At 52.0% G+C, this 22,108-nt stretch carries 13 protein-coding genes and 2 rRNA genes (1 of these 15 cut by a window edge); 6 read left to right on the top strand and 9 right to left on the bottom strand.

Annotation, left to right across the window (positions count from 1 at the left end; genetic code table 11):
• Nucleotides 1-80: 80 nt before the first annotated feature.
• The gene (locus tag L1F29_RS09225) at nucleotides 81-1,316 is read right to left on the bottom strand and encodes a sugar phosphate nucleotidyltransferase (protein ID WP_258388028.1); all 1,236 of its coding nucleotides are present in this window, start codon (nucleotides 1,314-1,316) and stop codon (nucleotides 81-83) included.
• Between the two features lie 506 nt (nucleotides 1,317-1,822).
• Here L1F29_RS09225 and L1F29_RS09220 point away from each other — a divergent pair.
• Nucleotides 1,823-2,968, top strand: coding sequence for a GntR family transcriptional regulator (locus L1F29_RS09220; RefSeq protein ID WP_258388027.1), 1,146 nt, complete (start codon nucleotides 1,823-1,825; stop codon nucleotides 2,966-2,968).
• 202 nt (nucleotides 2,969-3,170) lie between these two features.
• On the opposite strand, the gene L1F29_RS09215 is transcribed toward L1F29_RS09220, so the two are convergent.
• From L1F29_RS09215 to L1F29_RS09190, 6 genes are all read right to left on the bottom strand, one after another.
• Nucleotides 3,171-3,563 carry a hypothetical protein gene (locus L1F29_RS09215; protein ID WP_258388026.1) on the bottom strand — a complete coding sequence of 131 codons (393 nt, stop codon included), beginning with the start codon at nucleotides 3,561-3,563 and terminating at the stop codon, nucleotides 3,171-3,173.
• A complete protein-coding gene (locus tag L1F29_RS09210) occupies nucleotides 3,541-4,149 on the bottom strand; it encodes an HNH endonuclease signature motif containing protein (RefSeq protein WP_258388025.1) in 609 nt (202 codons plus the stop codon). The genes L1F29_RS09215 and L1F29_RS09210 overlap by 23 nt, the downstream gene beginning before the upstream one ends.
• Nucleotides 4,146-7,286: an ATP-binding protein gene (locus L1F29_RS09205; RefSeq protein WP_258388024.1), complete on the bottom strand. Its 3,141-nt coding sequence runs from the start codon at nucleotides 7,284-7,286 to the stop codon at nucleotides 4,146-4,148. Before L1F29_RS09205 ends, L1F29_RS09210 begins: the two co-directional genes overlap by 4 nt.
• 81 nt (nucleotides 7,287-7,367) lie before the next feature.
• Entirely contained in the window at nucleotides 7,368-7,988 is a 621-nt protein-coding gene (locus tag L1F29_RS09200) for a hypothetical protein (RefSeq protein ID WP_258388023.1), read from the bottom strand.
• Nucleotides 7,989-8,001: 13 nt separating this feature from the next.
• The gene (locus L1F29_RS09195) at nucleotides 8,002-10,263 is read right to left on the bottom strand and encodes a dynamin family protein (RefSeq protein ID WP_258388022.1); all 2,262 of its coding nucleotides are present in this window, start codon (nucleotides 10,261-10,263) and stop codon (nucleotides 8,002-8,004) included.
• Nucleotides 10,256-12,706 (bottom strand): dynamin family protein, encoded by a 2,451-nt coding sequence (locus L1F29_RS09190; protein ID WP_258388021.1) that lies wholly within the window; start codon nucleotides 12,704-12,706, stop codon nucleotides 10,256-10,258. Before L1F29_RS09190 ends, L1F29_RS09195 begins: the two co-directional genes overlap by 8 nt.
• A gap of 643 nt (nucleotides 12,707-13,349) precedes the next feature.
• Between L1F29_RS09190 and L1F29_RS09185 the strand changes: the two genes are divergently transcribed.
• The 5 genes from L1F29_RS09185 (at nucleotide 13,350) to L1F29_RS09165 (ending at nucleotide 20,075) form a co-directional block, all read left to right on the top strand.
• Complete coding sequence (locus L1F29_RS09185; RefSeq protein WP_258388020.1) at nucleotides 13,350-15,164, top strand: sensor histidine kinase; 1,815 nt, start codon at nucleotides 13,350-13,352, stop codon at nucleotides 15,162-15,164.
• The gene (locus tag L1F29_RS09180; RefSeq protein WP_258388019.1) at nucleotides 15,161-16,744 is read left to right on the top strand and encodes a response regulator transcription factor; all 1,584 of its coding nucleotides are present in this window, start codon (nucleotides 15,161-15,163) and stop codon (nucleotides 16,742-16,744) included. Before L1F29_RS09185 ends, L1F29_RS09180 begins: the two co-directional genes overlap by 4 nt.
• 125 nt (nucleotides 16,745-16,869) lie before the next feature.
• Nucleotides 16,870-18,216: an ABC transporter substrate-binding protein gene (locus L1F29_RS09175; protein WP_258388018.1), complete on the top strand. Its 1,347-nt coding sequence runs from the start codon at nucleotides 16,870-16,872 to the stop codon at nucleotides 18,214-18,216.
• Between the two features lie 121 nt (nucleotides 18,217-18,337).
• A complete protein-coding gene (locus tag L1F29_RS09170) occupies nucleotides 18,338-19,219 on the top strand; it encodes a carbohydrate ABC transporter permease (protein WP_258388017.1) in 882 nt (293 codons plus the stop codon).
• A gap of 25 nt (nucleotides 19,220-19,244) precedes the next feature.
• Nucleotides 19,245-20,075: a carbohydrate ABC transporter permease gene (locus tag L1F29_RS09165; RefSeq protein ID WP_258388016.1), complete on the top strand. Its 831-nt coding sequence runs from the start codon at nucleotides 19,245-19,247 to the stop codon at nucleotides 20,073-20,075.
• Nucleotides 20,076-21,126: 1,051 nt separating this feature from the next.
• Here L1F29_RS09165 and rrf read toward each other — a convergent pair.
• A 5S ribosomal RNA gene (gene rrf, locus L1F29_RS09160) occupies nucleotides 21,127-21,243 on the bottom strand.
• Nucleotides 21,244-21,348: 105 nt separating this feature from the next.
• Nucleotides 21,349-22,108: ribosomal RNA gene (locus L1F29_RS09155) — 23S ribosomal RNA — on the bottom strand (it continues 2,170 nt past the right edge of the window).

Here is a 22,108-nt window from a genome sequence, read left to right as displayed (position 1 = left end):
CCCTGATTTCGGGCACAACTGCTGCGCAGGCAGAATATGCTTCCGTTCGCTGCTTCTCTTGAATCCACCTTGTGACTTCGTTAAAAGTTGAAATCCGGGAACAATGGAAGCTCCCTCTTCTCCAGAAACCTTCTTCCCGCTTCACTCACGGATCCTTTAATTCGCTCCGCAATTCTGGCGTCATACCCGTGCCCTTCCACACGCTCACCGGCCCCAATTACGGTTACAGCTTCGTCCGGGGAACCGATGACCGACCCATCCTCGATTATGGCCCTTTCGCCTATTATGGCCCTTATAATGCGCACATTTCGGCCGATCTGAGCATCCGGCATGACGATGCTTTCTAGAATGTCGGTCCCTCTGCCGACAGCCACGCCTCCGAAGACGACCGAGCGCTCGACAGAGCCTTCAATATAACTGCCATGATGAATATAGGAATGTCGGACGACCGCATGCGGCGTCAGCAAGGAGGGATAGGTATGCTTCCGTTCCCGCGTCAGAACCGGCCAATGCCATTCCTCGTTAAGACCGCCGTCGAATATATCCATATGAGCCTCCCAAAGACTTTCGACCGTCCCGACATCCCGCCAATAGCCCTCAAACGGATAGGCCATGAGCATGTATCCCGTATCGAGCATACGCGGAATAATATCTTTGCCGAAATCCCTGCTGGAGTCCGGATGATCCCGGTCTTCCAGGAGTGCTCGCCGCAAATCCGCCCAGCGGAATATATATATCCCTAGCGAAGCCGTATTGCTTGCCGCCCGAATCGGCTTCTCGGCAAATGCAGCTATCCGTCCATGCTCATCCGTGCTTATAATACCGAACCGTCCCGTATCCTTCCAGGGCACCTGCTTCACCGCAATAGTGGCAGAAGCGCCGCTTCTCTTATGTGAAGCCAGCATTTCGCGGTAATCCATCCGATAAATATGATCACCTGCAAGTACAAGGACATGAGCTGGATCTAATCGGTCTATGTAATCCATATTTTGATATAAAGCGTCGGCTGTTCCGGCATACTTCTCCGCACTTACCCGGCTTGATGGCAGCAGCTCTATTGTTGAACATCCGTCTCTCTCCTCTCTTTGCCAGGCCGTTCCATCACCAATATGGTCATGAACCGACTCCGCCTTATACTGAGTCAATACCCCGATCGTTCTAATGCCAGAGTGGACGCAGTTGCTTAGGGTGTAGTCAATGATACGGCAGCGCCCTCCGAAGGGAACGACCGGTTTGGCCAGATCGTTCGTAAGCGGCGCCAGTCGCCGCCCTTCCCCTCCAGCAAGCAGCATCGCAATACAATCGCTCGTCTTCATCCTTGTACCTCCGACAAGTATTCGTGGCGGGCTCCACCGTTCGCCCGGGGTATGCACCGATCTGCCCCGACCCTGATAAAGCACACCCTACTAAGGGTTATGGCGCTCTGCGATTCCTTAGAACACTTGGCCCGAAGGAGATACCCGTTCGACAAACAAAATAGACCATTGGCCTATTCGGCATTCTCAGGTTTGACTGATTGATATACACAAACTACGCCGGCCGCCTATGGAATCAATTTGATTGCATAAATTGAGATATTACATAAGGTCATTTTATAAGTCAATTATAAGAAGCCATGAAGCAGTATAATGCCGGCTGTATCCGTATCATATGATTCATTAGCTGGATATAGTGTGTTTGCCATCGCTCCCCGCTTTACTTGACGGCTCATGTCGCTTAAGATAAAATGTTATAATACAATAGGTTCATTCTCGTTTCCGATGAGTCGAGCCGCAGAATATAGAATGGTCTTCAATATAGGTAGGATTGGAGAGAACGATTGATGCGAAATGCCAAAATCCCTTTATACGTCAAAATTAGAGAATATATAAAGAATCAAATCGATAGCGGCAGTCTTAAGCCAGGGGATCAGGTTCCGACGGAAGCGGAGCTTATGGATAAATTTCAGGTAAGCCGCGTCACGATCACGACCGCCATTAAGCATCTGGTCGAGGAAGGGCTTGTTTACCGTATAGCCGGCAAAGGAACGTTCGTGGAAGCCTATAACGCCGATGCCCCGCCTCGCGCGGTATCTCCTGCTCTGCCGCCCATTTCGTTCCAGATGAACGCCATCGGGTTTATTATGTATCCTGCTCGCGACCTGTTTATGTACAGGCTGCTGTTAGGCATTGAAGAAGCTTGCCGGGATCAAGGGTATGCGCTGATGGTTCGGTCGTCACTCTCCCAGCAAGATGAGATTCAAGCGATCAAAGAGATGGTCGCCGCCGGCGTTAAGGGATTAATTATTTACCCTCTGGACGGAGAGGCTTATAATGAGGCGATTCTTGAGCTCAAAGCCAATCAATTTCCATTCGTACTGGTCGACCGTTATTTACCGGGCATCAAGACAAACTCCGTCTATTCCGATAATTATGGCGGCGCCCTGCAGGCAACGAATCATCTGATCGAGCTTGGGCACCGGAACATCGGCGTCGTCTCGTCGCCCAAATCAAAAACGTCAAGCTCGGAAGAGCGGTTTCAAGGCTATCTGGAAGCCATACGCCTCGCCAAAATCCGTGTGCAGCCGCATCACTGGCTCACACGTATCGACGATGACTCCCCTTTCCATGACGAGATTACGGCAATCGAGCATATTGAAGAATGGTTATCGGAGAATCGCGATATTACGGCCATATTCGCCATTCAGTCGCCGGATGCCGTATACATCTCCAAAGTAGCCGCGAAGCTGGGCATACGGGTTCCGGAAGATCTGTCTGTTATGACCTTCGACAATCCCGGCATCAGCGTATTGAACAACTCCTACTTCACCCACATGGAGCAGAATCTTGAATTAATGGGCAACCGGTCCGTGGAGCTGCTCATTAGAGCGATACAGAATCCGCAGATCGCCGAGCAAATCAATATACCCGTTACATTGATTAACGGGCAGTCGACAATTGCCGTCAAGCGGGACGAATCCTCTGCATAGCAGGGTTCAATCGCGACATCCATAACGAAGAAGCCTCCGGACCATTGTTTATGGTCCCGGAGGCTTCTTCGTTATCATCATATAGAACGAATGATCGGATATAACCCGCTGCGCAGGCAGAATGTTCTTCCGATCGCTGTTGTTCCCGGTTTTCCATCCTTCCTGCTCCGCTCCCACTATATCTAGCTCTTATTTGTTCACTCTAGACGAAATAACCCAGCTTCTTTAGAACATCGATCACGGAGCCGCTTTGGCCGAACTGGCTGTAGTCGATAATATTGAATACGCAGAACTGACGGTCCTGTATCCGATAACAGATGAAATCATTCTCGTACAGATCGAACAACGGCAGCAACCCTCTGCCCGCAAAATCCACATGAAGATAAGCCTCCGCATGAATAATCTCGTCCAGCCCCAGAAACCGAAGGGGTGGCTTGGCTTGAAAAGCGGCCGTGCCGCCAAGCTCTAATATCGTTAACATGTCCCCCGCCGGTTGGAAGCCGTACCTTTCCCCGACAATTTTCAGCAGTGAAGCCGTCTTCTCCGGGGACATCGGTTCAGCTTGGAACTGCTTAAGAAGCTCGTTCAATGTCATAGCCCGCTCCTCCATTCCAGTCATTCAGCGCCTCGCCGATCCGGGCGAATACGCCGCCGGGAGCGTGAATGCCCTGTCTGTCATAATGATCCTCGGCATGCAGCGGCGTTATATTGTCTGACGTATTGCCGCCGCCGAATTCCAGCGGACGGATGTGATGGGCGTCATACAGATCGCCGGCGCTGCGGATTTTGATCCCGTTGCCCGAGTAGATGTCTTCGTCATAGGTCGGCCATTCGTTGCCGGTACGCTCTTCCCACTGCTGGATGAGGGTGTCCTTCACATTGCGGAACTCCATCCGGTTATCGGCCACTTCATCGGGCGACACCTTCTTCCACTCTGTAATATCGAGATCCTGGAGCGTTTCCGGATAGGGAGACAGATCGCGCAGCTCCTGCCCGTACTCCTTGGCAAGCTCGCTTAAATCCGACACTTCCGTCACCTTGCCAAGCAGCGGCTTATCCGCAAGATCGTAGCTCGTGACCGACTCGGCTTTCAACCCCTTGGCAAATTCCGGGACGGCCGAGCCTTGCCCTGACAATCCTTCCTTGGCCACTTCTTTCAGTGCCGCGAATGTCTCGATCATGCGATACCCCTCCCGTTTGCATCTTCCACCCATAAGAAGTAGAACTGCTTCGTTTCTTCATTCTCCAGCGACTGCTCTCTTAACAGGCACTGAACAACCGTTCTCTCCACGATTTCATCCTGAAACAGCTCGGAGGCGCTGCGCACGGACCGGGACGCCTGCTCGTTCCACTGCGTCAGGTCGCCTGCCGCTTGCGCCCGTTTCAGCAGCGTCTTCCCGTCGTACAAGGCATAGAGTACCGAGGAGAGACGTTCAAACTTCTCTTCCTGCCACAGCTCCATTCTGCCTTCCCGCTTCCACAGGTCCAGATCCGCCAGAAGGAGCGTCTTCACACCCGGAGCTATGCGCCAGCCGAGCAGCCACTGCTTGATCCGATCCCATTCGTCCGCAGCCGGATCGATAGCCGGCACACCGGCCGTCCTTACGGCGAGAAGAAGCTTGGTCAAGCCCCCCAGCATACGGCGGTTGTACTGCTTGTCCGTTACGGCTGCAGGTCGGTATTCATATTTCATCACGCCTTCGTAACGATCGACGGCGCACAGCACAGGCTGCAGCCAATTGTTCTGATAGATAGCCGATACGCCTACCTTAAGCTTGGCTAATTCGACGATCTGCTCGTCGTTCAGATTGGCCGATTTGCCGACCAATTGCCTATCGCCTTCGTCCGGCAGCCGGAGAATCAGCTTCGTATTCGTATTGCGGATGACCGACATGTCGAGCAGGCTCGGCGATTGATCCGCGATAATAAAGCCTTCGCCGTACGTCCTCATCTCCGCGATCGCGTTCGCCAGCATCTCAACCGCTTTTCCCTGCAGATTGCTGCCCTCCTGGGACTGCTCTTGCGAAGTACGGCGAAGCAGGTGATGCGCCTCTTCGATGACCGTAACATGCTTCAGCGCGCCGTTCATCTCGGTGCTCGAGACGGAGCGATGCTCTTGAAGCCTCATAACCAGCACCCCCATAAGCAGGGCTTTCGTTTCCGAAGAGCCTACCCGGCTCAAATCCACAATGCAGTTCTGATCGAACAGCACGGCGTTATCGGTCTCATCATTCGAGAAGATCTGCCCGTTAATGCCATTGGTCAGCGACTTGACCCGCGTAATTAAGGCGCCTGTATAGTTGCCCTTGACCTCTTGGGAGTATTCCGACTCCCGGATTATAGCCGGAAGAATGGCCATCAGACCGGCGAAGGAAGGAAATACGCCGCTGCCGCTGTAATTGATCGATTCCTCCAGATCCCAGCCGCAGTCCAGATAGGCCTGTTCGATGGCTTCCTTCAAGACGGCTGGCATTGCCGCGTACATCGGCCAGCAGGCATTGAATATTTCCACCAGCCGGTCGATATGCTCCAGCACATGGACGCCGTCCGGAAAGATGAACGGATTGATCTTCAGCAGCTCCGACACGGATGGATTGGTCCCGAACACCCGAACATCCTGCCGGCCGCCGAACACTTGCTTATACTCGCCCTTGGCCGGCTCGATAACAAGGAACTTCACCTGCTCCTTCCCCAGCTTATCCAGAAGCTGATAGAGCGTGTTCGACTTGCCCGATCCGGTCGAACCGGTTACGAACGCGTGCATCGCGAGGCTGTCCACATCGATGTCGACTTCCGTTTCTTCAGGGGCTCCCATATGAAAAATACGGCCCAAAGTAATTCGTCTTCCGCAGGGCTGCGCGTCATACGTGACAATGCTGCGGCCGAATTCCGCCGATTCGATGACCGGCAGTCCGGATACCGATTTGAGCGGCAGTCCCGCCTGAATGGCCAGCTCGTACCCGTTGACCAAAGAGCCTGGCGTAACCGGCGGGACTTCATCGCCGTTCGAGCTGCTTAACTCAAACAGCGGGTGGCGGAATTTTCGCACATAGTCGGTCACCCGGGCCAGATTGCGCTTGCTTCCGCTGTCCCATGTATTCACGCAGGCGCTCTCGACCGAGGAATTGTCTCCGCGCATGAGCGATTTATACGTATTGGCTGCAATTTTTGACGTTTGCGCATCCTCGGCAATGAAATAGGCGGCGCAATTCCACATTCCCAGATCCTCCGACTTCTTCAAGCGCTGCAGCTGCTCGTCGATCCGCTCCAGCAGCGTTTGAACGCTTTTGTTGGCGAACTTCAGTTGTAGGCTGCGGCTGCTCCCTTCCGTCACGGACTTCGAGGTGGATTCCTGCGAGGAGTCCATGCGGGAGGTCCCCGTCGTCAACCCCTCTGTCCGCGAGGAAGAATAGCCGGCCGTCGAGCTCGAGCTTTCGGAGGTGGAGCTCTTCCCGCCCGTTAACCGCACCAGGGCAGAGGTTAAAATATTCCGGCCGTAATTCGTCGATTGATTGTCCGTCGTGGTCACATTCTCGGTAGTGGCTTGCGTCTTGGACAGGCTTTCGTTAATGCTCTCCGAGAAACCCTGCGTCAGCCCTTCCGTTACGGCGGTGCTGTCATTCGCGCTGAACTGCAAATCGCTCGCCGCGAATGGCGAGAGCTGCGTATATAAATTTTCATAACCCCGCCGAATCTCGTTCAATGCCCGGTGCGGGATCGGATCCGCAACGAACAGGATGGAGAACTTATCGCCTCTCATCGCATCGATCAGCTTCTCGATGCCCTGCACGAAATCCGCTTTGTCCTCTGTTCGCAGAGAAGCTACGCCGGACACGGCAGAGACCGCGAGCGGGCTGGATTCCAATTCCGATGCGAAGACGCGTTCCATCAGCTCTTCCACCTCGTTATTGCGAAGCCGTTCCAGCTCGCTCCCCGGGAAATTGCCCTTGAACGCCTTCTCCAGCGTCTTCTGGGAAGATGAGACGCTTCCGGCCGCAGCATCGGACTTGGAGCCGATGTAGAATTCCGTCTTCGTACCGTCGCTGGTAACCAGAACGATCAGCGCCCCTTTATTGCCGGCCAGCGCATTGTAGACGCTCGATAATTTATCCAACGCGTTCTCGCTTTTGTCATAGACGACTTTGTTCATCCGCATCAGCCGGGTAGTCTCGCTGACGGGGAGCTGCTTCTGGCTTTCCGGCATCGGAATAACATCGAATTGGGCTAGATCGGGCAAATAGTTCTTGGTTACGATATGATCCGCTTGTTCGAATGCTTGCGTAAGCTGCTGCTGCTGACGGATATCAAGCTTGTCCACGTTCTTCCCCTCCATGTCGTTTCTATTGTTTTTGTATGTGAAGGTCCATGACCGATTCGTATGCTTCACGATTCTTTTGCGCTACCTGGATTTGCGCAGCAAGTAAATCGTCCCGCCGATCAATGCGGCCGCACCGCCGACCAGCAATCCTTTCTTGAAGCCGAGTGCCGCTGCCCCCGCTACGGCCAGACCCGCGATAATCGCAACGGCGCCAAGCTTTTTTGCGTTATTGTCCCCGCTTCGGCGAACCTTGCCGGCCGGCCGGCCGAATGACGGACGACCGGACGAGGCATTCATGTACGGACGCGGTGAGGGACGCGGTGAGGGGCGCGATACAGGACGCGGTACTCCCCCCGCTTCCATACGCGGCGCTGCCGTATGCGCCGCCTGGGGTTTGCCAAACAGCTGGCGGCCCACCTCCTTCATATGCTCCAGACGCAGTATGGAGAAATTATCCATCAGATCGGAGATGACAAGCGCCCAGTACTCCTTGTCCCACTGCTCCCGCTCCGCGAAAGGTCTCCCGTCATGCTCGTGAATAAGCGCAGGGACTCCCTGTCCTTGTATATAATGGATCGCCTGCGTCAGCTCATAGGTCGCGAAGGTCGGATCCTTATGAATAATGCTGCAAAGCTCATTGTAAATTTGTATATAATTGCGCGTTTTTACGGCATTCTGCAAATAGTCGCTCGGAGTCCACATCCGATAACCCTCCTTATATTTCCAATATGGCATCCAATTTCATCTGGAAGGCATGCAACCAGTCCATCTTCTGACGATCGTTCCGGATGCGTTCTTCGAGTTGATTGTTATTGCCGGCCAGTTCCTTGAGCTCCTTCACCTTCTGCCTGATGACGGACTCCAGCTTGTCCAATTCCTTCAGGAAGAAAGCCTTCAGACGCTCCGACTCCACCTGCATATGATCATTCGCTTTTTGAATATTTTCATAGAAGCTGCCGCGAACCGGCTTCAGGAACTCTTCGAATACTTTCGATCCGTCCACATACTCCCGGTCTTCGAAGATTTCCCGGTAATAGCCTTTTTTCTGCGGCCAGGTCCATGGCTTATACCATCTTTTCCCCTCATTCTCGACCCATTTCTCGCCGACCTTCTCCTGCTCCGTCCTCTTATGCCTTTCGATCAGCTCGGAGGCGTCCGGCATCTCGCCGAGCAGGAACATCTCGCTTCCGACTTCCAGCTTGCCCAGCTTCACAGCCTTGTCCTGCATCAAGCCCTGAATGTAGCCCGAATACTCTACCAGAAGCTGCTCGGCTTCTGACCGCAGCCCTTCGTTCACCAGCTTCTCCAGTTCCGTGATCACATCGCTCTGCAGGTTGTCGATCTTCCTGATCAGCTTGGACATGTCCTGCTCCATCTCCACAATCGTCATCTTCTCGGAGGCTTTCCCCTGCAGCATCGAATCGATCCGGGATCTGATCTTGCGGATCCGGTCGCTCATGTCCTTGTTGTATGCAAGCTGCTGTATCTTCTGTTTGAATCGCTCGGTTGCTTTCCCTTCGTTCAGCTGCGCTTCCACCCGCTGCAGCCGCTCTGTAATCCGCATTCTCTCGCCTTTGTTGTGCTCGATTTCCTTCAGCAGCAGGTCCATCATCTGCTTTTCCTCGATTTTCTTCCTGAACGTGTCCACGGCGTTTTTTATTTTGGCGGTTACCGCGTATTTATCCAGATATTCGTTAATCGCTTCCTCGATCGCGGGGACGCCGGTGTGGATCAGCGCTTCGCCGTAAATATCGCCTTCATCCTTGGCGAGGCGGGCTTTCTCCGCCAATTCCACCTTGGCGGATTCAGGCAGCATTGCATATTTCGTCAGATGCATCTGGGGAACATCGGTAAAAAGATCGTATTCGGCCAATGTCTTCTCCTGCTTCCGGGTCAGCGGCTGGCCGCTGAGGTGAAGACGGATGACCTTGGCCATCTCGGCCGAGATCGGGAAGACGTTCGGATTCTCGATTCCATATTGGGCCAAGTAGTGGCGGATATTCCCGAGTGCCTCGTCAATGCTGTCCGCCCGCTCCGTATCGTACTCATCGATCTTGTTCACGGCGAACAGGAACCGGTCCTTCGACTGCTTCCCGCCGACCTTCATCGCCTCGGCGACGCTGCCGAGCAGAATGCTGTCATCGTTCGTCGCCAGCTGCGTGGCATTCAACACGTACAAGACCATCGGCTTGGACGCATTCTTAATGATCCGGTACGTATGATCGCGGTGATCCGAGTTTCTGGAGTTGTTCGGTCCCGGCGTATCGACAAGTATCAGGTTCGCATTACGGGTCTGAATGAACGGGATATCCCCGTTCACCTCGATATAGGATATGCGTTCGTCCTCGTTAAACCGTTTCATATCCCCCAGCTCTACCGCTTGTTCCTCGTAGACGACGTCCCCGTTCTGATCCAGACATTTCGCCGTATAGCCGTCCATGCCGTCTTGATCCCGAATGCGTGCGATCGTGGCTGTGCACGCTTCGTTCTTGGCAGGGACGAATTCCCGCCCCAGCATCGCGTTGATCAGCGTCGACTTCCCGGAGCTCATCGTAGCGATGACGCTCACCTCGAATTCGGAACCGAGCGCTTTCTTAAAATTTTCCGTAATATGCGCATCCTTCAAATCTTCGAACGGACCGGCCTGCATCTCATCGAACAACAGCACCAGCTCGCGGAATTTATCGTCCGTTTCCTTGGCCGGAATGTGTTCCAAGGTGTAGGTGACGACCGAATGCTTGATTTGCGAAAAGTAATCCTTCATATCCTCATAATCGAGAAATGTTCCGTGAAACGTGATATGTATCGCATCGTCGTTGCATTCATCCTCCAGAATCGGCCCGAGCTTCTCCACCCACACCTGCAATCTTTCATTCTTGTAAATATGAAGCTTGCTGTCCTCCGTAATTTCCCGGCCGTTAAGCGAGATGAACGATTCTACTTTATAAGGGTTGTACTTGATCGATACGTTAGCCATTGCTCCGATTGCCTCCTTGAATGTGAGCCAAATGATTGATATAGGCTTCTACAGCCGGCATCCCCGTACGTTGCAGAGCTTGAAGCATCTCGCTCCCCCGGTACTGATTCCCGCCGACGGTCAGCACGTCCGGACATGGGTGAACCGCCGAATATGAATGGGGATCGTCCGGTTGATTGATCCGGGGGATGCGTGCAAATTGCGTAAAATCCACGCCGTCCTCGATGAATAGCCGATATAAGGCCCCCATATCCTTCATTTCCTTCTTGCTAAGCTCCCTGCCGGCCAGCGCCATACGAAACAGCTTGGCACCGTATGAAGAGATCGGTATAACGTCAGGCTCTTCTACTCCGGCTTCTTTCAAATCATGAATGACGCTGCCGATGGAAGCGTCCAGATCGTCATCCCCCTCCAGATCGAATTCGTCGGCTTTATTTAGGAGAAAGAGGATATTCGGCGGACGCTCCGCCTTCTCCATTACCGCCGTCACCTTGTGTAGGAGCACGCGGTTATCATCCGTCGAAATTTGGGTCGCATTAATCAAATAGACGATCAGATTCATCGGCCGTTCTTCCAAAAATCGATAAGTAATTTCATTATGGCCGCTATCCATCGAATAGTTGGTTCCCGGCGTATCGTAGAAGGCAAAAGCGGACTCGGCACAGTAGGCTCCTGCCAATGAACCTTCCAAGTACACTTCATTGTCTTCCGGAATGCCGTTCCAACGAGCTGTCACGGCTGCATTGGCTGCGCCCGAATAAAGATATCCGCCTGCCGCCATTCTGGAATATCCAATGGTCTGACGGAATTGTGCGTTATGGACCAGAGCGGTTATCTTCGCTGTGCACGCCTGGTTCTTGGAAGGAAGCAGGTCCTTCGCGGCCAGAGCATTCATGAAGGTCGATTTGCCGGCGCTCATCGTGGCAACTACTGCCGTCCCGAATCGGCTCCGATCGTCCATGGCCCGATTCCCGGCTTCTCTCTCATACAGGAATGAAAGACCTTCTCTCCATTTGCCTGGCATCTGGGAGTGGAGCAGCAGCTGTGCGGCTTTCAGCTTGCCTTCCAGCAAGAATGCGCAGTATTCCATCGTCAGTTTGCGTTCATCCGCGGAAATCCCGAGAGACTGGCCGTACAACCGGGTGATCTCTTCCTCCGCCTTCTCTCCGGTCAGCCGCTGCCGTGTATACAGAAACTCTCCGAACGCCGCGTACTTATACGAATAACGGCTGTACAGCCAGCCTTTCCGTTTGCGCCACCGGATTTTTTTCACAGCCTGGAACGCACTTCTCAATTCGGGAGAGGATCTCGTAGGAATGGACCGGATCGGCTCCGCATCCTCCTGTCTAATGCCAAGCATCACCGCATACTGGCTCAACAGCTCGTCCGCAATGCTGTGCTTCCGCTTCAAATCCTCGATGGCGTAGAAGAGAACCGTCATGTAGTGAAGACGGTCTTCATATGTCGTTTCTGCGATCGGATGCTTGCTGAAGTTTTGCCTCAGGATACGAAACGATTGATCTATTCCCGGTCCGGATGCCGTTCCATGAGTTTCACTGGCGTCATGACATGATTCGGGAACCGATAAGGGTTCCTCGTCTGCAGCGCGGGCATCCAAGCGGTTCAATGGCGATGAGCCCTTATTTAGGACGGATCGATCCGTATCTGCCGATGAATGATCCGTTCCTGCGGCAGCGGACAGACTTGCTTGAGCGCCGGGTTCCGGGCTTTCCGGACTCCTGTCCGTACCACTACCGCGCCGCACCGGTTCATCATTAGCCATGCGGCTTCCCTTCTTGATCAGAAATCGCTTGCCGCCGTCTACCAGTCGCATTATTTTTTGACGGGATACTAATCTTTCAGCCAATGCATCCACGTAACCGAGCGCTTCTTCGCGACGCTTGGGATCGGTAATCCGAACGATCGATTTCAGCGACGCTTCATCAATGCAGGCTTGCTTCTTCAACCGTCCTTTCAATTGTTTATAGGGACCAAATATCGCGGACAGGCTGCTTAGCAGCAATAAGAACGACAAGGCGGTACAGACCAGCGTGATGACGGCCGCATTCGGACTCAGGTCCAGCTTATTCTCAACCCAGTGATAGGGGAAGGAGCGCTGCAGTGCGGCATAAAGCGCATAGATGGCATACAAGGACGCCCACACGTTGTCCAGCTGCTCTTCGGCGTATACGATTTTTCGGGCTATTGCTTTCATGTATAACGATCGGATGACTGTCCAGGCCGACAGGATCACGATGCCCAGGAGCAATAACGAATACCACTCTCGCGTCATGTACGTCATGTTCAATAACAGAACAAGTGCAGCAATAGGTGACAGAAAGCGCAGCCGAATCCATTTGAGAATTCCGTTCAACATAAAACCGGCAAGCATTGTAACGATAAACATGATCATAATTCCGGCGATCGTGATGATAATATTCATAAGGCTCAGCTCATTTCTGCATATCGGGTGGATTAGAAGGTATGAATGTATGATACAGCATCACAATGACAATTCGTTGTCAGCAAACAAACGTTCTAGGTCGAAAGAACCAATGAAATCGGACACGGGGAAGGAATAAAGTTCCACCTGTTCGCTGGTGTTCCGGATTTTCTTGAATGCTATTGAAAAATTCGGAACAAGGGCGCAACGCTGACGCTTCATCAGCATCAATATTCCCGCTCCGTTCGTTACAGCTATTTATTTCATTCATTTTATCTATCATCAAAAAGATTATTTATGTAATTTAATGGAATATATTATATTATTTTCTTTGGACATCTCAACCATATTATAACATGCTCACTCCGATCTTTTTGTCGATTAGTGTCGATTAGGAATGAAATTACACCTATTTTAGGCCTTAAGATTGATGTAAGTTTATAACATAAAGCAATGGGTCCCGACATTCAGCGGTAACAGCCTAATCATCGCTGGATAATGGATTGTCATCGATTACAATTAGACAAACAACGAAATCAGATATAACCTATAAAGGAATAATAATAGACCGCCCTTCCTGGTGAAGAGCGGTCATCTTCTATATTATGCTTCCATTCCCAGCCCATCCGCGGAGGTATTGCCTGTGTCGATCAAACCGTTGTTGAAACGCTTCTACCACTGGGCCTACTCCCAGTCCATACACAAGCGGATCATCTTGTTTTTCACGGTGGCTCTGTCGCTCATCATTATTGCGCTGGCCGTTACCAATTACCGGATTTCCTCCTCGATCCTCATCAAGAAGGCGATTCACAGCACATCGGAAAATTTAGTGCTCGTTACCGACAAACTCGATCTTATTCTGGATAACGCCGAGAGCTATGCGAAGATCGCCATTCAGAACCGGATCATTCAGGAGACACTTATCGGAGCAGTGGAGCCGAATGCCGATCCCAACGTCTCCTTCTCCTACTACCAGCGCTACAGAACGGTGCAAAATGCGCTCAGCAGCATTGCTGACGGCAAGTCATTCGTGCATGCGATCATTATGTACGACAAGTATCATAATATTTACGACTCCGGCGGCTTGCAGAACATCCGCGATGTCAGCGGCAATTATTTCGAACGCTTCAAGGGATCGTCATTCGGTCTGGAATGGGTAAGCACGGCTCCGAGCAATTATTTCAAGGATTCCAAAACGAATCATATCGTCTCCTTGTTCCAACGCTTCAACTCCATGGAGACGGCGGCTTCGCTGGGCATCCTCCAATTATCAATTGACGAGCGCTACATTCATGATCAATATGCCAATATTCAATTGGGGCATACAGGCGAGATCTTCGTCATTAACGAGGCAGGGAATATCGTATCCACGCCCAAGAAGGACCGGCTGTACGGCTCGATCCGGAGCATGCCCTACTTCCCCGCTGTACTGAAGCAGCAAGGAGGCCAGACGTTCAGGTTGAACGGAGAGGATTATCTTGTCATCTCCAGGGACTATAAACGCTTGAATTGGACCATTGTCGGCATTGTTCCCATTAACGAAATCACCGAGGATAACCGGATCCTCACGAACCAGCTGTTCAAACTTGGAATCGGATTCATCGCGCTGGCGATCCTCCTTACCTTCCTGATTACGAAATCGATCACGAAGCCGCTCAGCCGCATTAAGCAAACGGTCAAACGGGTCAAGGACGGCGATTTAAACGTCTCGCTCGACCTCGAATCCCGCGACGAAATCGGCGAGCTTGCCGTGGAGTTCAACCGGATGGTCAGTCGTACGAAAGCGCTTATGGAGAGCCATGTCGAAGAGGAGAAGAAGCGCAAGGAATATGAGCTCGCGGCTATTCAGGCGCAGATCAATCCGCACTTTTTGTACAATACGCTCGAAAGCATCTGCGGCCTTGCCGAGCTCAAACGCAACGACGATATTATCAGTCTTGTCAATCAGATGGCCCGGTTCTACCGCGGCGTCCTCAGTCAGGGCAGTCCGATCATCTCCATCGATGCCGAAATCTCGATAACCCGGCACTATTTGGACATTCTAAAGGTGCGCTATGGCGATAAACTGGACTATACGATACATGTCGACCCCTCCGTTCAAGCATGCGCTACGGTGAAATTGCTTCTTCAGCCGCTCGTTGAGAACTCGATCTATCATGGGCTGAAGCATAAGCGGGGGAAGGGGCTCATCGAAATCAATGCTTTTCCGCATTCCGGCCGTCTCATCCTTGAAGTCATCGATAACGGGATTGGCATGGAGCCGGAGACGATTCGCCGTCTGCTTGGTTTCAACAGCGATGAATCGGCCCCGCGCAGCTTCGGCGTCAAGAGCGCCAATGAACGGGTCAAGCTTTATTTTGGGCTTGAGTACGGGCTGCACATCGAAAGTTCGCCTGGAACGGGCACGAAGGTAACCATTACGCTGCCGATACAGGAATACAGGGGGAATAGGGTATGATAAACGTCATGATCGTAGATGATGAATATTTGGTAAGAGAACGTCTGAAGCATGGCCTTGACTGGGATGCGCTCGGCTGCACGGTTGCGGCCGAAGCCGATAACGGCGAGGACGCCCTCCATCTGCTGGCCGAACACGAAATTCATCTGGCCATCGTCGATATTAACATGCCGATTCTGGACGGGCTGGCTTTCGCCGGAATGGCACGCAGCGCTTACCCTTTATTGAAAATCATTATTCTGACCGGATACGGAACCTTCGAGTATGCCCAATCGGCGTTAAAAGCAGGCGCAAACGATTATATGCTGAAGCCTGTCGATACGGATGAGCTCCGCGCAGCGGTCGCAGCCCTTTCGGACGATATTCGCAGAGAAGCGGACAGGCAGCAGGTTAACGCCTCTATGCGTAAGAAGCTGCTCGAGAGCCACGATATCTTGCGGGGCAGATTCATGCGCAAGCTGCTCCTGGATGGCTCTATTACCCTTGAAGATGATCAAATGAGGCTCTATTGCCCGAATCTGGCATCGACGGCGAGCACCTTCGTCGTTCTGTCCGTTCGTTCCGACTTGAACAGCGGTTCATCTGATGAATCTCCAACGGATGCCTATACAATATTTGGCGAATGCTTCGCTTCCGTACCCGGAACGGAAACCTGGATCGATGAGGAAGGATTATTCGTCATCGCCGACATGGGTGCCTCGTTCTCCGAAGACCGGATGGACAAGCTGCTGCAGGATTGCCGGCTCGCAATGAACCGGATCCGGGCCTCGGGCTCCTCCACGATTACCGTCGGAGTCGGCCGTCCACATGCCGGCTTACCGGGACTGCAGGCCAGCGCAAGTGAAGCTATAACTTCCTGCTCCTACAAAACATTGCTTGGCACGAACCGTATCATCCGCTGCGAGGAGCTGCCTCCGGACAAGCCGCTGCCGCACTTGGCGAGTGTCCGGGAAAGCCTGCTTATTCAGCTTAGGCTTGGCAGCCTTGAGGGAATTCAGGCGACGCTGCGCGAGTTGTTCGCAAGTTTAAGAGAGGATGGGGTCACGCTTGAGTATTTGCATTTCCTGCTCAGTGAACTGGTCATCGTTCTAAAGCTGTATGCATCCGAGAAGCAGGCGGCCGCGGATTCGGGCAGCCTCCATTCCTTCGCGCCGGATACGCTTGTACGTCAGCTCGAAACACTGGATGCAATCGAGGCTTGGATGAAGGAGAAATATAGCATCGCAATCGGAACGAGTGAATCCGCCCGTCGTTCTACCCCGGCAATTCTTGTGGAAAAGGCAAAAAGCTTCATCGATGTTAATTATGCGGACTCTACGCTCGATCTCAACCGTATAGCAGCCAGCATTCATGTCAATCCGAGCTACTTGAGCCGGATCTTTACGAAAGAGACCGGCAGCTCGGTCGTCACCTACCTGACGAAGTACCGCATGATCAAAGCGAAGGAGCTGCTCGACGGCGGCAGTCAGAATATGACCTATATAGCCGAGCAAACCGGTTTTACGGATACACAGTATTTCAGCAAATGCTTTAAAAAACAGTTCGGGCTGCCGCCTTCCCGTTATATTGCGAAATTGTAAGAACGTAAAAATCATACCGGTAAGGTAAAGATATTCCCTTCTTATGACACAATCCGATTTATATAATGGCTGTATCAGAAGAAACATTCTTCCGAGGATCCAGTACATCATGGGAGGTTATGGAAATGGTTCAGAAAAAGAGAACATCTCTGCTCGTCCTGGCAATGCTGCTGCTAATTTCCGTATTTACGGTTGCATGCGGTTCCAAAACGAACGAACCGGCCGATTCGGCGAATACAGGCAGCGGGAACAGTGCGGATGCGGGCAAGGAAAAGGTCAGCATTACGATTCTATCCCGTGCGTCGGGTACAAGCCCTGCAGCGGTCGCGTTCCAGAATTTGCTCAAGAAGTTCATGGACGAGAATCCTAACATTACCGTTGTGGATGAGTCGCTCAATGATGAGAACGCATTCAACAATAAACTGAAGACAAGCCTTGCTACAGGCAACGTGCCGCATATCTGGACCAACTACGGCGGAGAAGCGTTCAAGGATTATGCCAAGAACATCGCTCTCGACCTGCAGCCATACCTCGACGAGGACAAAGAATGGTCCGGCGCCTTCCTTCCTCTGCTCGATACGTGGCAGTACAAGGATTTGAAGGGCACGTACGGCGTTCCATCCGAGTTCTACAGCATCGCGATCTACTATAACAAAGAGCTGTTCGAGAAAATAGGCATGGCTCCGCCGACAACGGTTGAAGAAATGGCCGCAGTCTCGGCTAAGTTCAAGGAAATCGGCATTACTCCAATGGCAATAGCCGACAAGGAAAACTTCCGCGGCGGACACATGCTGACCAATCTGTCGCTCAAAAAATTCGGACAAGCCAAGACGGAAGCGCTTGTATCCGGCGAAGCCAAATGGAATGATGCCGATATGCTGTCACTGTTCCAGCTGATGAAGGATTGGCAGGATGCCGGAATCTTAGGCAATAACATCGTAACGACCGACAACAATGCCATCACTGCAAACTTTATTGCAGGCAAGAGCGCTATGCTGTACGAAGGTTCATGGGGCATTAGCCAATTGGCCGAATCCGCAATCGCGGACAAAATCGGCGTCATCTCCTTCCCTGCATTCGCGGACGCTCCGGACACGAAGGATCTCTGGTTCGGCGGCGCAGGCGGCTACTCGGTATCCAAGGAAGCGAAAGGCGCCGAGCTGGATGCAGCCGTTAAGCTGGTCAAATACCTTACATCCGTCGAGTCCTTCCAATACTACCTGGAATTCACGAAGGGCGGCGTATACCCTGTCAAGATGACGGTTGATCCCGCTGCAGTCGATCCCGTGACGCAAGCGTTCATGGCAGCGCAAAATACGGCTTCGGGCTTCAAAGGCGAGCTGTATGCCTATGATCCAATCGCCCAGCTGCAGGATAAAGTGCGCAACGAAATTCAAGGCATGTTCGCAGGCAACTCGCCTCAGAAAACGGCCGACGCCATTCAAAGCTTTATTGAATCCAACCGTAAATAAGGACCTGCAAGGGAGTTAACGACCGTCCCGCATCATCCCGCTCATTCGCGGACGGGAGATGAGGGACGGCGTTTTTATTCACACCGGAATTATCGAATCCAAGCAGCAAGGAGGCCGTCTTATGTTCGGACGCAGGGTCTACCCGACCGTCATTCTATTTCTACTTCCCGTCTTCGTGCTCTACACCCTTATCTTTATCGTTCCCGTCATTCAGACCGCGTATATGTCATTCTTCAGCTGGAACGGCATTAAGAGTGTACCGCTTGAATTCGTCGGATGGAGCAACTACGCGGACATGTTTTCTAAGCCGGAATTTTACCGGTCGCTGAAGAATGTCGGCGTCTTCATTCTCGCATCCTTCGTGCTCATTCTGCCGATCGGCTTTACGCTTGCCTTGATCATTACAAGTAAGATGCGCGGCCGCCGCTTTTTTAAAGTCGCATACTTCATGCCGGCCATCCTTCCCCTCACATCCGTAGGCTTGATGTGGCAGTTTCTGCTGAAGGGCGATGGCGGCTTCGTCAATAAGATTCTGGAGCTGATGGGACTTGGCGTTCTGCAGCAGGATTGGCTCGGACAGCCCGCTATCGCGATCTATGTTGTCGTCGTCGTCAATGCGTGGATCTATGTCGGCTTGAACATGATTATTTTTGCCAGCGGCATCGTCTCGATATCCGATGAAATTTATGAAGCCGCTTCATTGGACGGCGCAGTCGGCTGGAGAAAGATTCTATATATTACGGTTCCGCTCATGAGAGAAACCTTCAAGATCTTCTCCGTCTTAGCCGTAACCCAGTCGCTCCGCGTCTTCGGACAGATCTTCGTCATGACCGGCGGCGGACCGAACGGAGCGACGGACGTTCCAACGACAATGCTCTACAATGAATCGTTCAAATACAACAACTTCGGCATGGGTAACAGTATCGGTACCTTCATTATTGTAACAGGCTTTATCTTGACGGTCCTGCTCAATAAGCTGATGAGCTCCAAAGAGAGCCGATAATTATGGAAGGCAGGTGAATGCAGTCATGATCAAGTCTCCTCTTCGCATCGCAATCTACGCCTTCGCGGTATTGTGCGCTGTCGTATTTCTTTATCCGCTGCTGTTCTCATTCCAGAACTCGCTGAAGGACAATACCGAAATTTACGGCGATGCGGTGTTCTCGTTTCCCTCGGATTGGTTATGGTCAAACTACAAGCAAGCCGTTGTTGACGGCAACATGCTCTGGGCGATTTTCAACTCCTTCTTCTATGCGGCCGCAGGCACATTGCTTGCTTTGCTGCTCGCGCTTATGGCTTCCTTCGTATTATCGCGGTTAAACTTTAAATTCCGTGAAGTCATTTATTTGTATTTCATTACCGGCTTGATGATCCCCGTGTTCTCACTTATGATCCCGATCTCCCGTTTGATCGGCACAGTGAACGGATTCAACAACTACTTCGTACTCATCATCCTGTATGCCGTTATCGAGCTTCCGTTCGCCATATTTCTGATCTCGGGCTTTATGCGCGGTATCAGTAAAGAAATTGACGAATCGGCCGTTATCGACGGCTGTAAGCCGCGTACGCTGCTGTTCCGGATCCTATTGCCATTAACGATGCCCGCCATATCAACGGCTGGAATCTTAGCTTTCTTCAGCATTTACAACGATTTGATTTGGAATGTCCTTCTTATTACCGATAAGAATATGTATAACATCTCGATGGCTCTCTTCTCTTTTGTTGGTCAATACGGAGCGGTTCAGATGGGACCGACATTCGCAAGCATCATGATTACCATTATCCCGACTGTCGTCGTTTACTTGCTCTTCCAGGAGAAGGTCGAGAATGGCCTCAGTGCAGGTGCAGTTAAAGAATAAGCTCGGTCAGGGGGCTGGACGCCCCCTGAACCTTGTCTGTTTGCAAGCAAGCTTTACCTTCCCCCTCGAATGCCGATCTCCTTAACAACCCTTTATTTATCGACAACCAACACCTCGGAGGACAAGGGTAATCCACCTCCAGCGATTGAAGAACTAATGGCCCGAGCCAACACACCGTTATCGACACTTTTGATGAATGCCAAACAACCCGTTCCGAAGCATCTGACAAGCGTCCTGAGCAAAAGCAGTATATGGAAGCGATGAGCAGCATTCAGATGATATTGTTTATGAAGCGCGGGACAGGAAACTGATTCTGCGGCTGCTTATACTTCTTTCGCAGCAAGTCATAAAACTTGTGCTTGAGCAAATCGCAAGCCATGCCCTAGGCTCGGCAATTTCATTGCCTCTTGATAAGAAGCTTAGTGCTGATACAAGCCTTTCTCCGGTCAGGTCCTCTGAGTCTTCTATCCGGCCGCATTTGTGCAGAGCGGCAGAGAGCAGAAAATCAATGGTTTTCAAGCTCATGACTCTGCATGTTCATTTCCTCTCTCGAGAGCGTTCATTATTATAGTCGCCGTTTCGACAGTTCGGTTCAACGGTATCCTTTTTTTTGCGCAAAACCCCAGCAGCTTATGCGTTGCATTAAAACGCACAATAAACGTAGAATATTACGAATAAAGAACGAACCATTTGAATTCATCTCATGATTGAAACATTCAAATGGACTCTCGCCCCGAACGCTGTATTGCTGACGGACATGAGTTCCGTTATGGAATCATTTATGGAATATATTACAGGTGCTGCGGGCATGAGATCCGTTATTTGAACAAAAAAAATCCCGAAATGGACCGAGTTCATGTACCTAACGGATCTGATGTCCGCAAACCATCGCAAATAGGCCAAACTACGGTGAATAGCGTCTCCTCTGTCCGCTACTAGCCTCAGCCGATGCTGCAAACGGCTTCGCGCAAAGAAGGCAAAATGAAGACGCATCGCCACGGAGATTATCATAATATAAAAAAACCGACCGCAAATGCGGTCGGTTCCTCGTGCTTGGCGACGTCCTACTCTTCCAGGACCCTGCGGTCCAAGTACCATCGGCGCTGAAGGGCTTAACGGTCGTGTTCGAGATGGGTACGCGTGGTTCCCCTTCGCCATTACCACCAAACGTTTCAGGTGTTTTGTTACACCTTCAAAACTGGATACGAGTTTGCGTAACTCTTACATCTTAAGCATATGCTTCCGAAGCAGTCTTTCACTCCGTGAAAGCTCGTAGGATAAGCCCTCGACCGATTAGTATTCGTCAGCTGCATGCATTACTGCACTTCCACCCCGAACCTATCAACCTGGTCGTCTTCCAGGGGTCTTACGAATTGGGAAATCTCATCTTGAGGGGGGCTTCGCGCTTAGATGCTTTCAGCGCTTATCCCGTCCGTACATAGCTACCCAGCGGTGCTCCTGGCGGAACAACTGGTACACCAGCGGTACGTCCATCCCGGTCCTCTCGTACTAAGGACAGCTCCTCTCAAATTTCCTACGCCCACGACAGATAGGGACCGAACTGTCTCACGACGTTCTGAACCCAGCTCGCGTACCGCTTTAATGGGCGAACAGCCCAACCCTTGGGACCTACTTCAGCCCCAGGATGCGATGAGCCGACATCGAGGTGCCAAACCTCCCCGTCGATGTGGACTCTTGGGGGAGATAAGCCTGTTATCCCCAGGGTAGCTTTTATCCGTTGAGCGATGGCCCTTCCATGCGGTACCACCGGATCACTAAGCCCGACTTTCGTCCCTGCTCGACTTGTAGGTCTCGCAGTCAAGCTCCCTTATGCCTTTGCACGCTACGAATGATTTCCAACCATTCTGAGGGAACCTTTGGGCGCCTCCGTTACTTTTTAGGAGGCGACCGCCCCAGTCAAACTGCCCGCCTGACACGGTCCCTCCACCCGATTCAGGGTGGCAGGTTAGAACTCCGATACGATCAGGGTGGTATCCCAACGGTGCCTCCACCGAAGCTGGCGCTCCGGCTTC

The sequence above is a fragment of the Paenibacillus spongiae genome (assembly GCF_024734895.1).
Taxonomy (GTDB): Bacteria; Bacillota; Bacilli; order Paenibacillales; family Paenibacillaceae; genus Paenibacillus_Z; species Paenibacillus_Z spongiae.
This window is presented reverse-complemented; position numbering and strand designations above follow the sequence as displayed.

What these genes read in the sequence shown, in the direction of transcription:
- L1F29_RS09225 (WP_258388028.1), bottom strand. Translation starts at nt 1,316, where the DNA reads ATGAAGACGAGCGATTGTATTGCGATGCTGCTTGCTGGAGGGGAAGGG.
- L1F29_RS09220 (WP_258388027.1), top strand. Translation starts at nt 1,823, where the DNA reads ATGCGAAATGCCAAAATCCCTTTATACGTCAAAATTAGAGAATATATA.
- L1F29_RS09215 (WP_258388026.1), bottom strand. Translation starts at nt 3,563, where the DNA reads ATGACATTGAACGAGCTTCTTAAGCAGTTCCAAGCTGAACCGATGTCC.
- L1F29_RS09210 (WP_258388025.1), bottom strand. Translation starts at nt 4,149, where the DNA reads ATGATCGAGACATTCGCGGCACTGAAAGAAGTGGCCAAGGAAGGATTG.
- L1F29_RS09200 (WP_258388023.1), bottom strand. Translation starts at nt 7,988, where the DNA reads ATGTGGACTCCGAGCGACTATTTGCAGAATGCCGTAAAAACGCGCAAT.
- L1F29_RS09195 (WP_258388022.1), bottom strand. Translation starts at nt 10,263, where the DNA reads ATGGCTAACGTATCGATCAAGTACAACCCTTATAAAGTAGAATCGTTC.
- L1F29_RS09190 (WP_258388021.1), bottom strand. Translation starts at nt 12,706, where the DNA reads ATGAATATTATCATCACGATCGCCGGAATTATGATCATGTTTATCGTT.
- L1F29_RS09180 (WP_258388019.1), top strand. Translation starts at nt 15,161, where the DNA reads ATGATAAACGTCATGATCGTAGATGATGAATATTTGGTAAGAGAACGT.
- L1F29_RS09175 (WP_258388018.1), top strand. Translation starts at nt 16,870, where the DNA reads ATGGTTCAGAAAAAGAGAACATCTCTGCTCGTCCTGGCAATGCTGCTG.
- L1F29_RS09170 (WP_258388017.1), top strand. Translation starts at nt 18,338, where the DNA reads ATGTTCGGACGCAGGGTCTACCCGACCGTCATTCTATTTCTACTTCCC.
- L1F29_RS09165 (WP_258388016.1), top strand. Translation starts at nt 19,245, where the DNA reads ATGATCAAGTCTCCTCTTCGCATCGCAATCTACGCCTTCGCGGTATTG.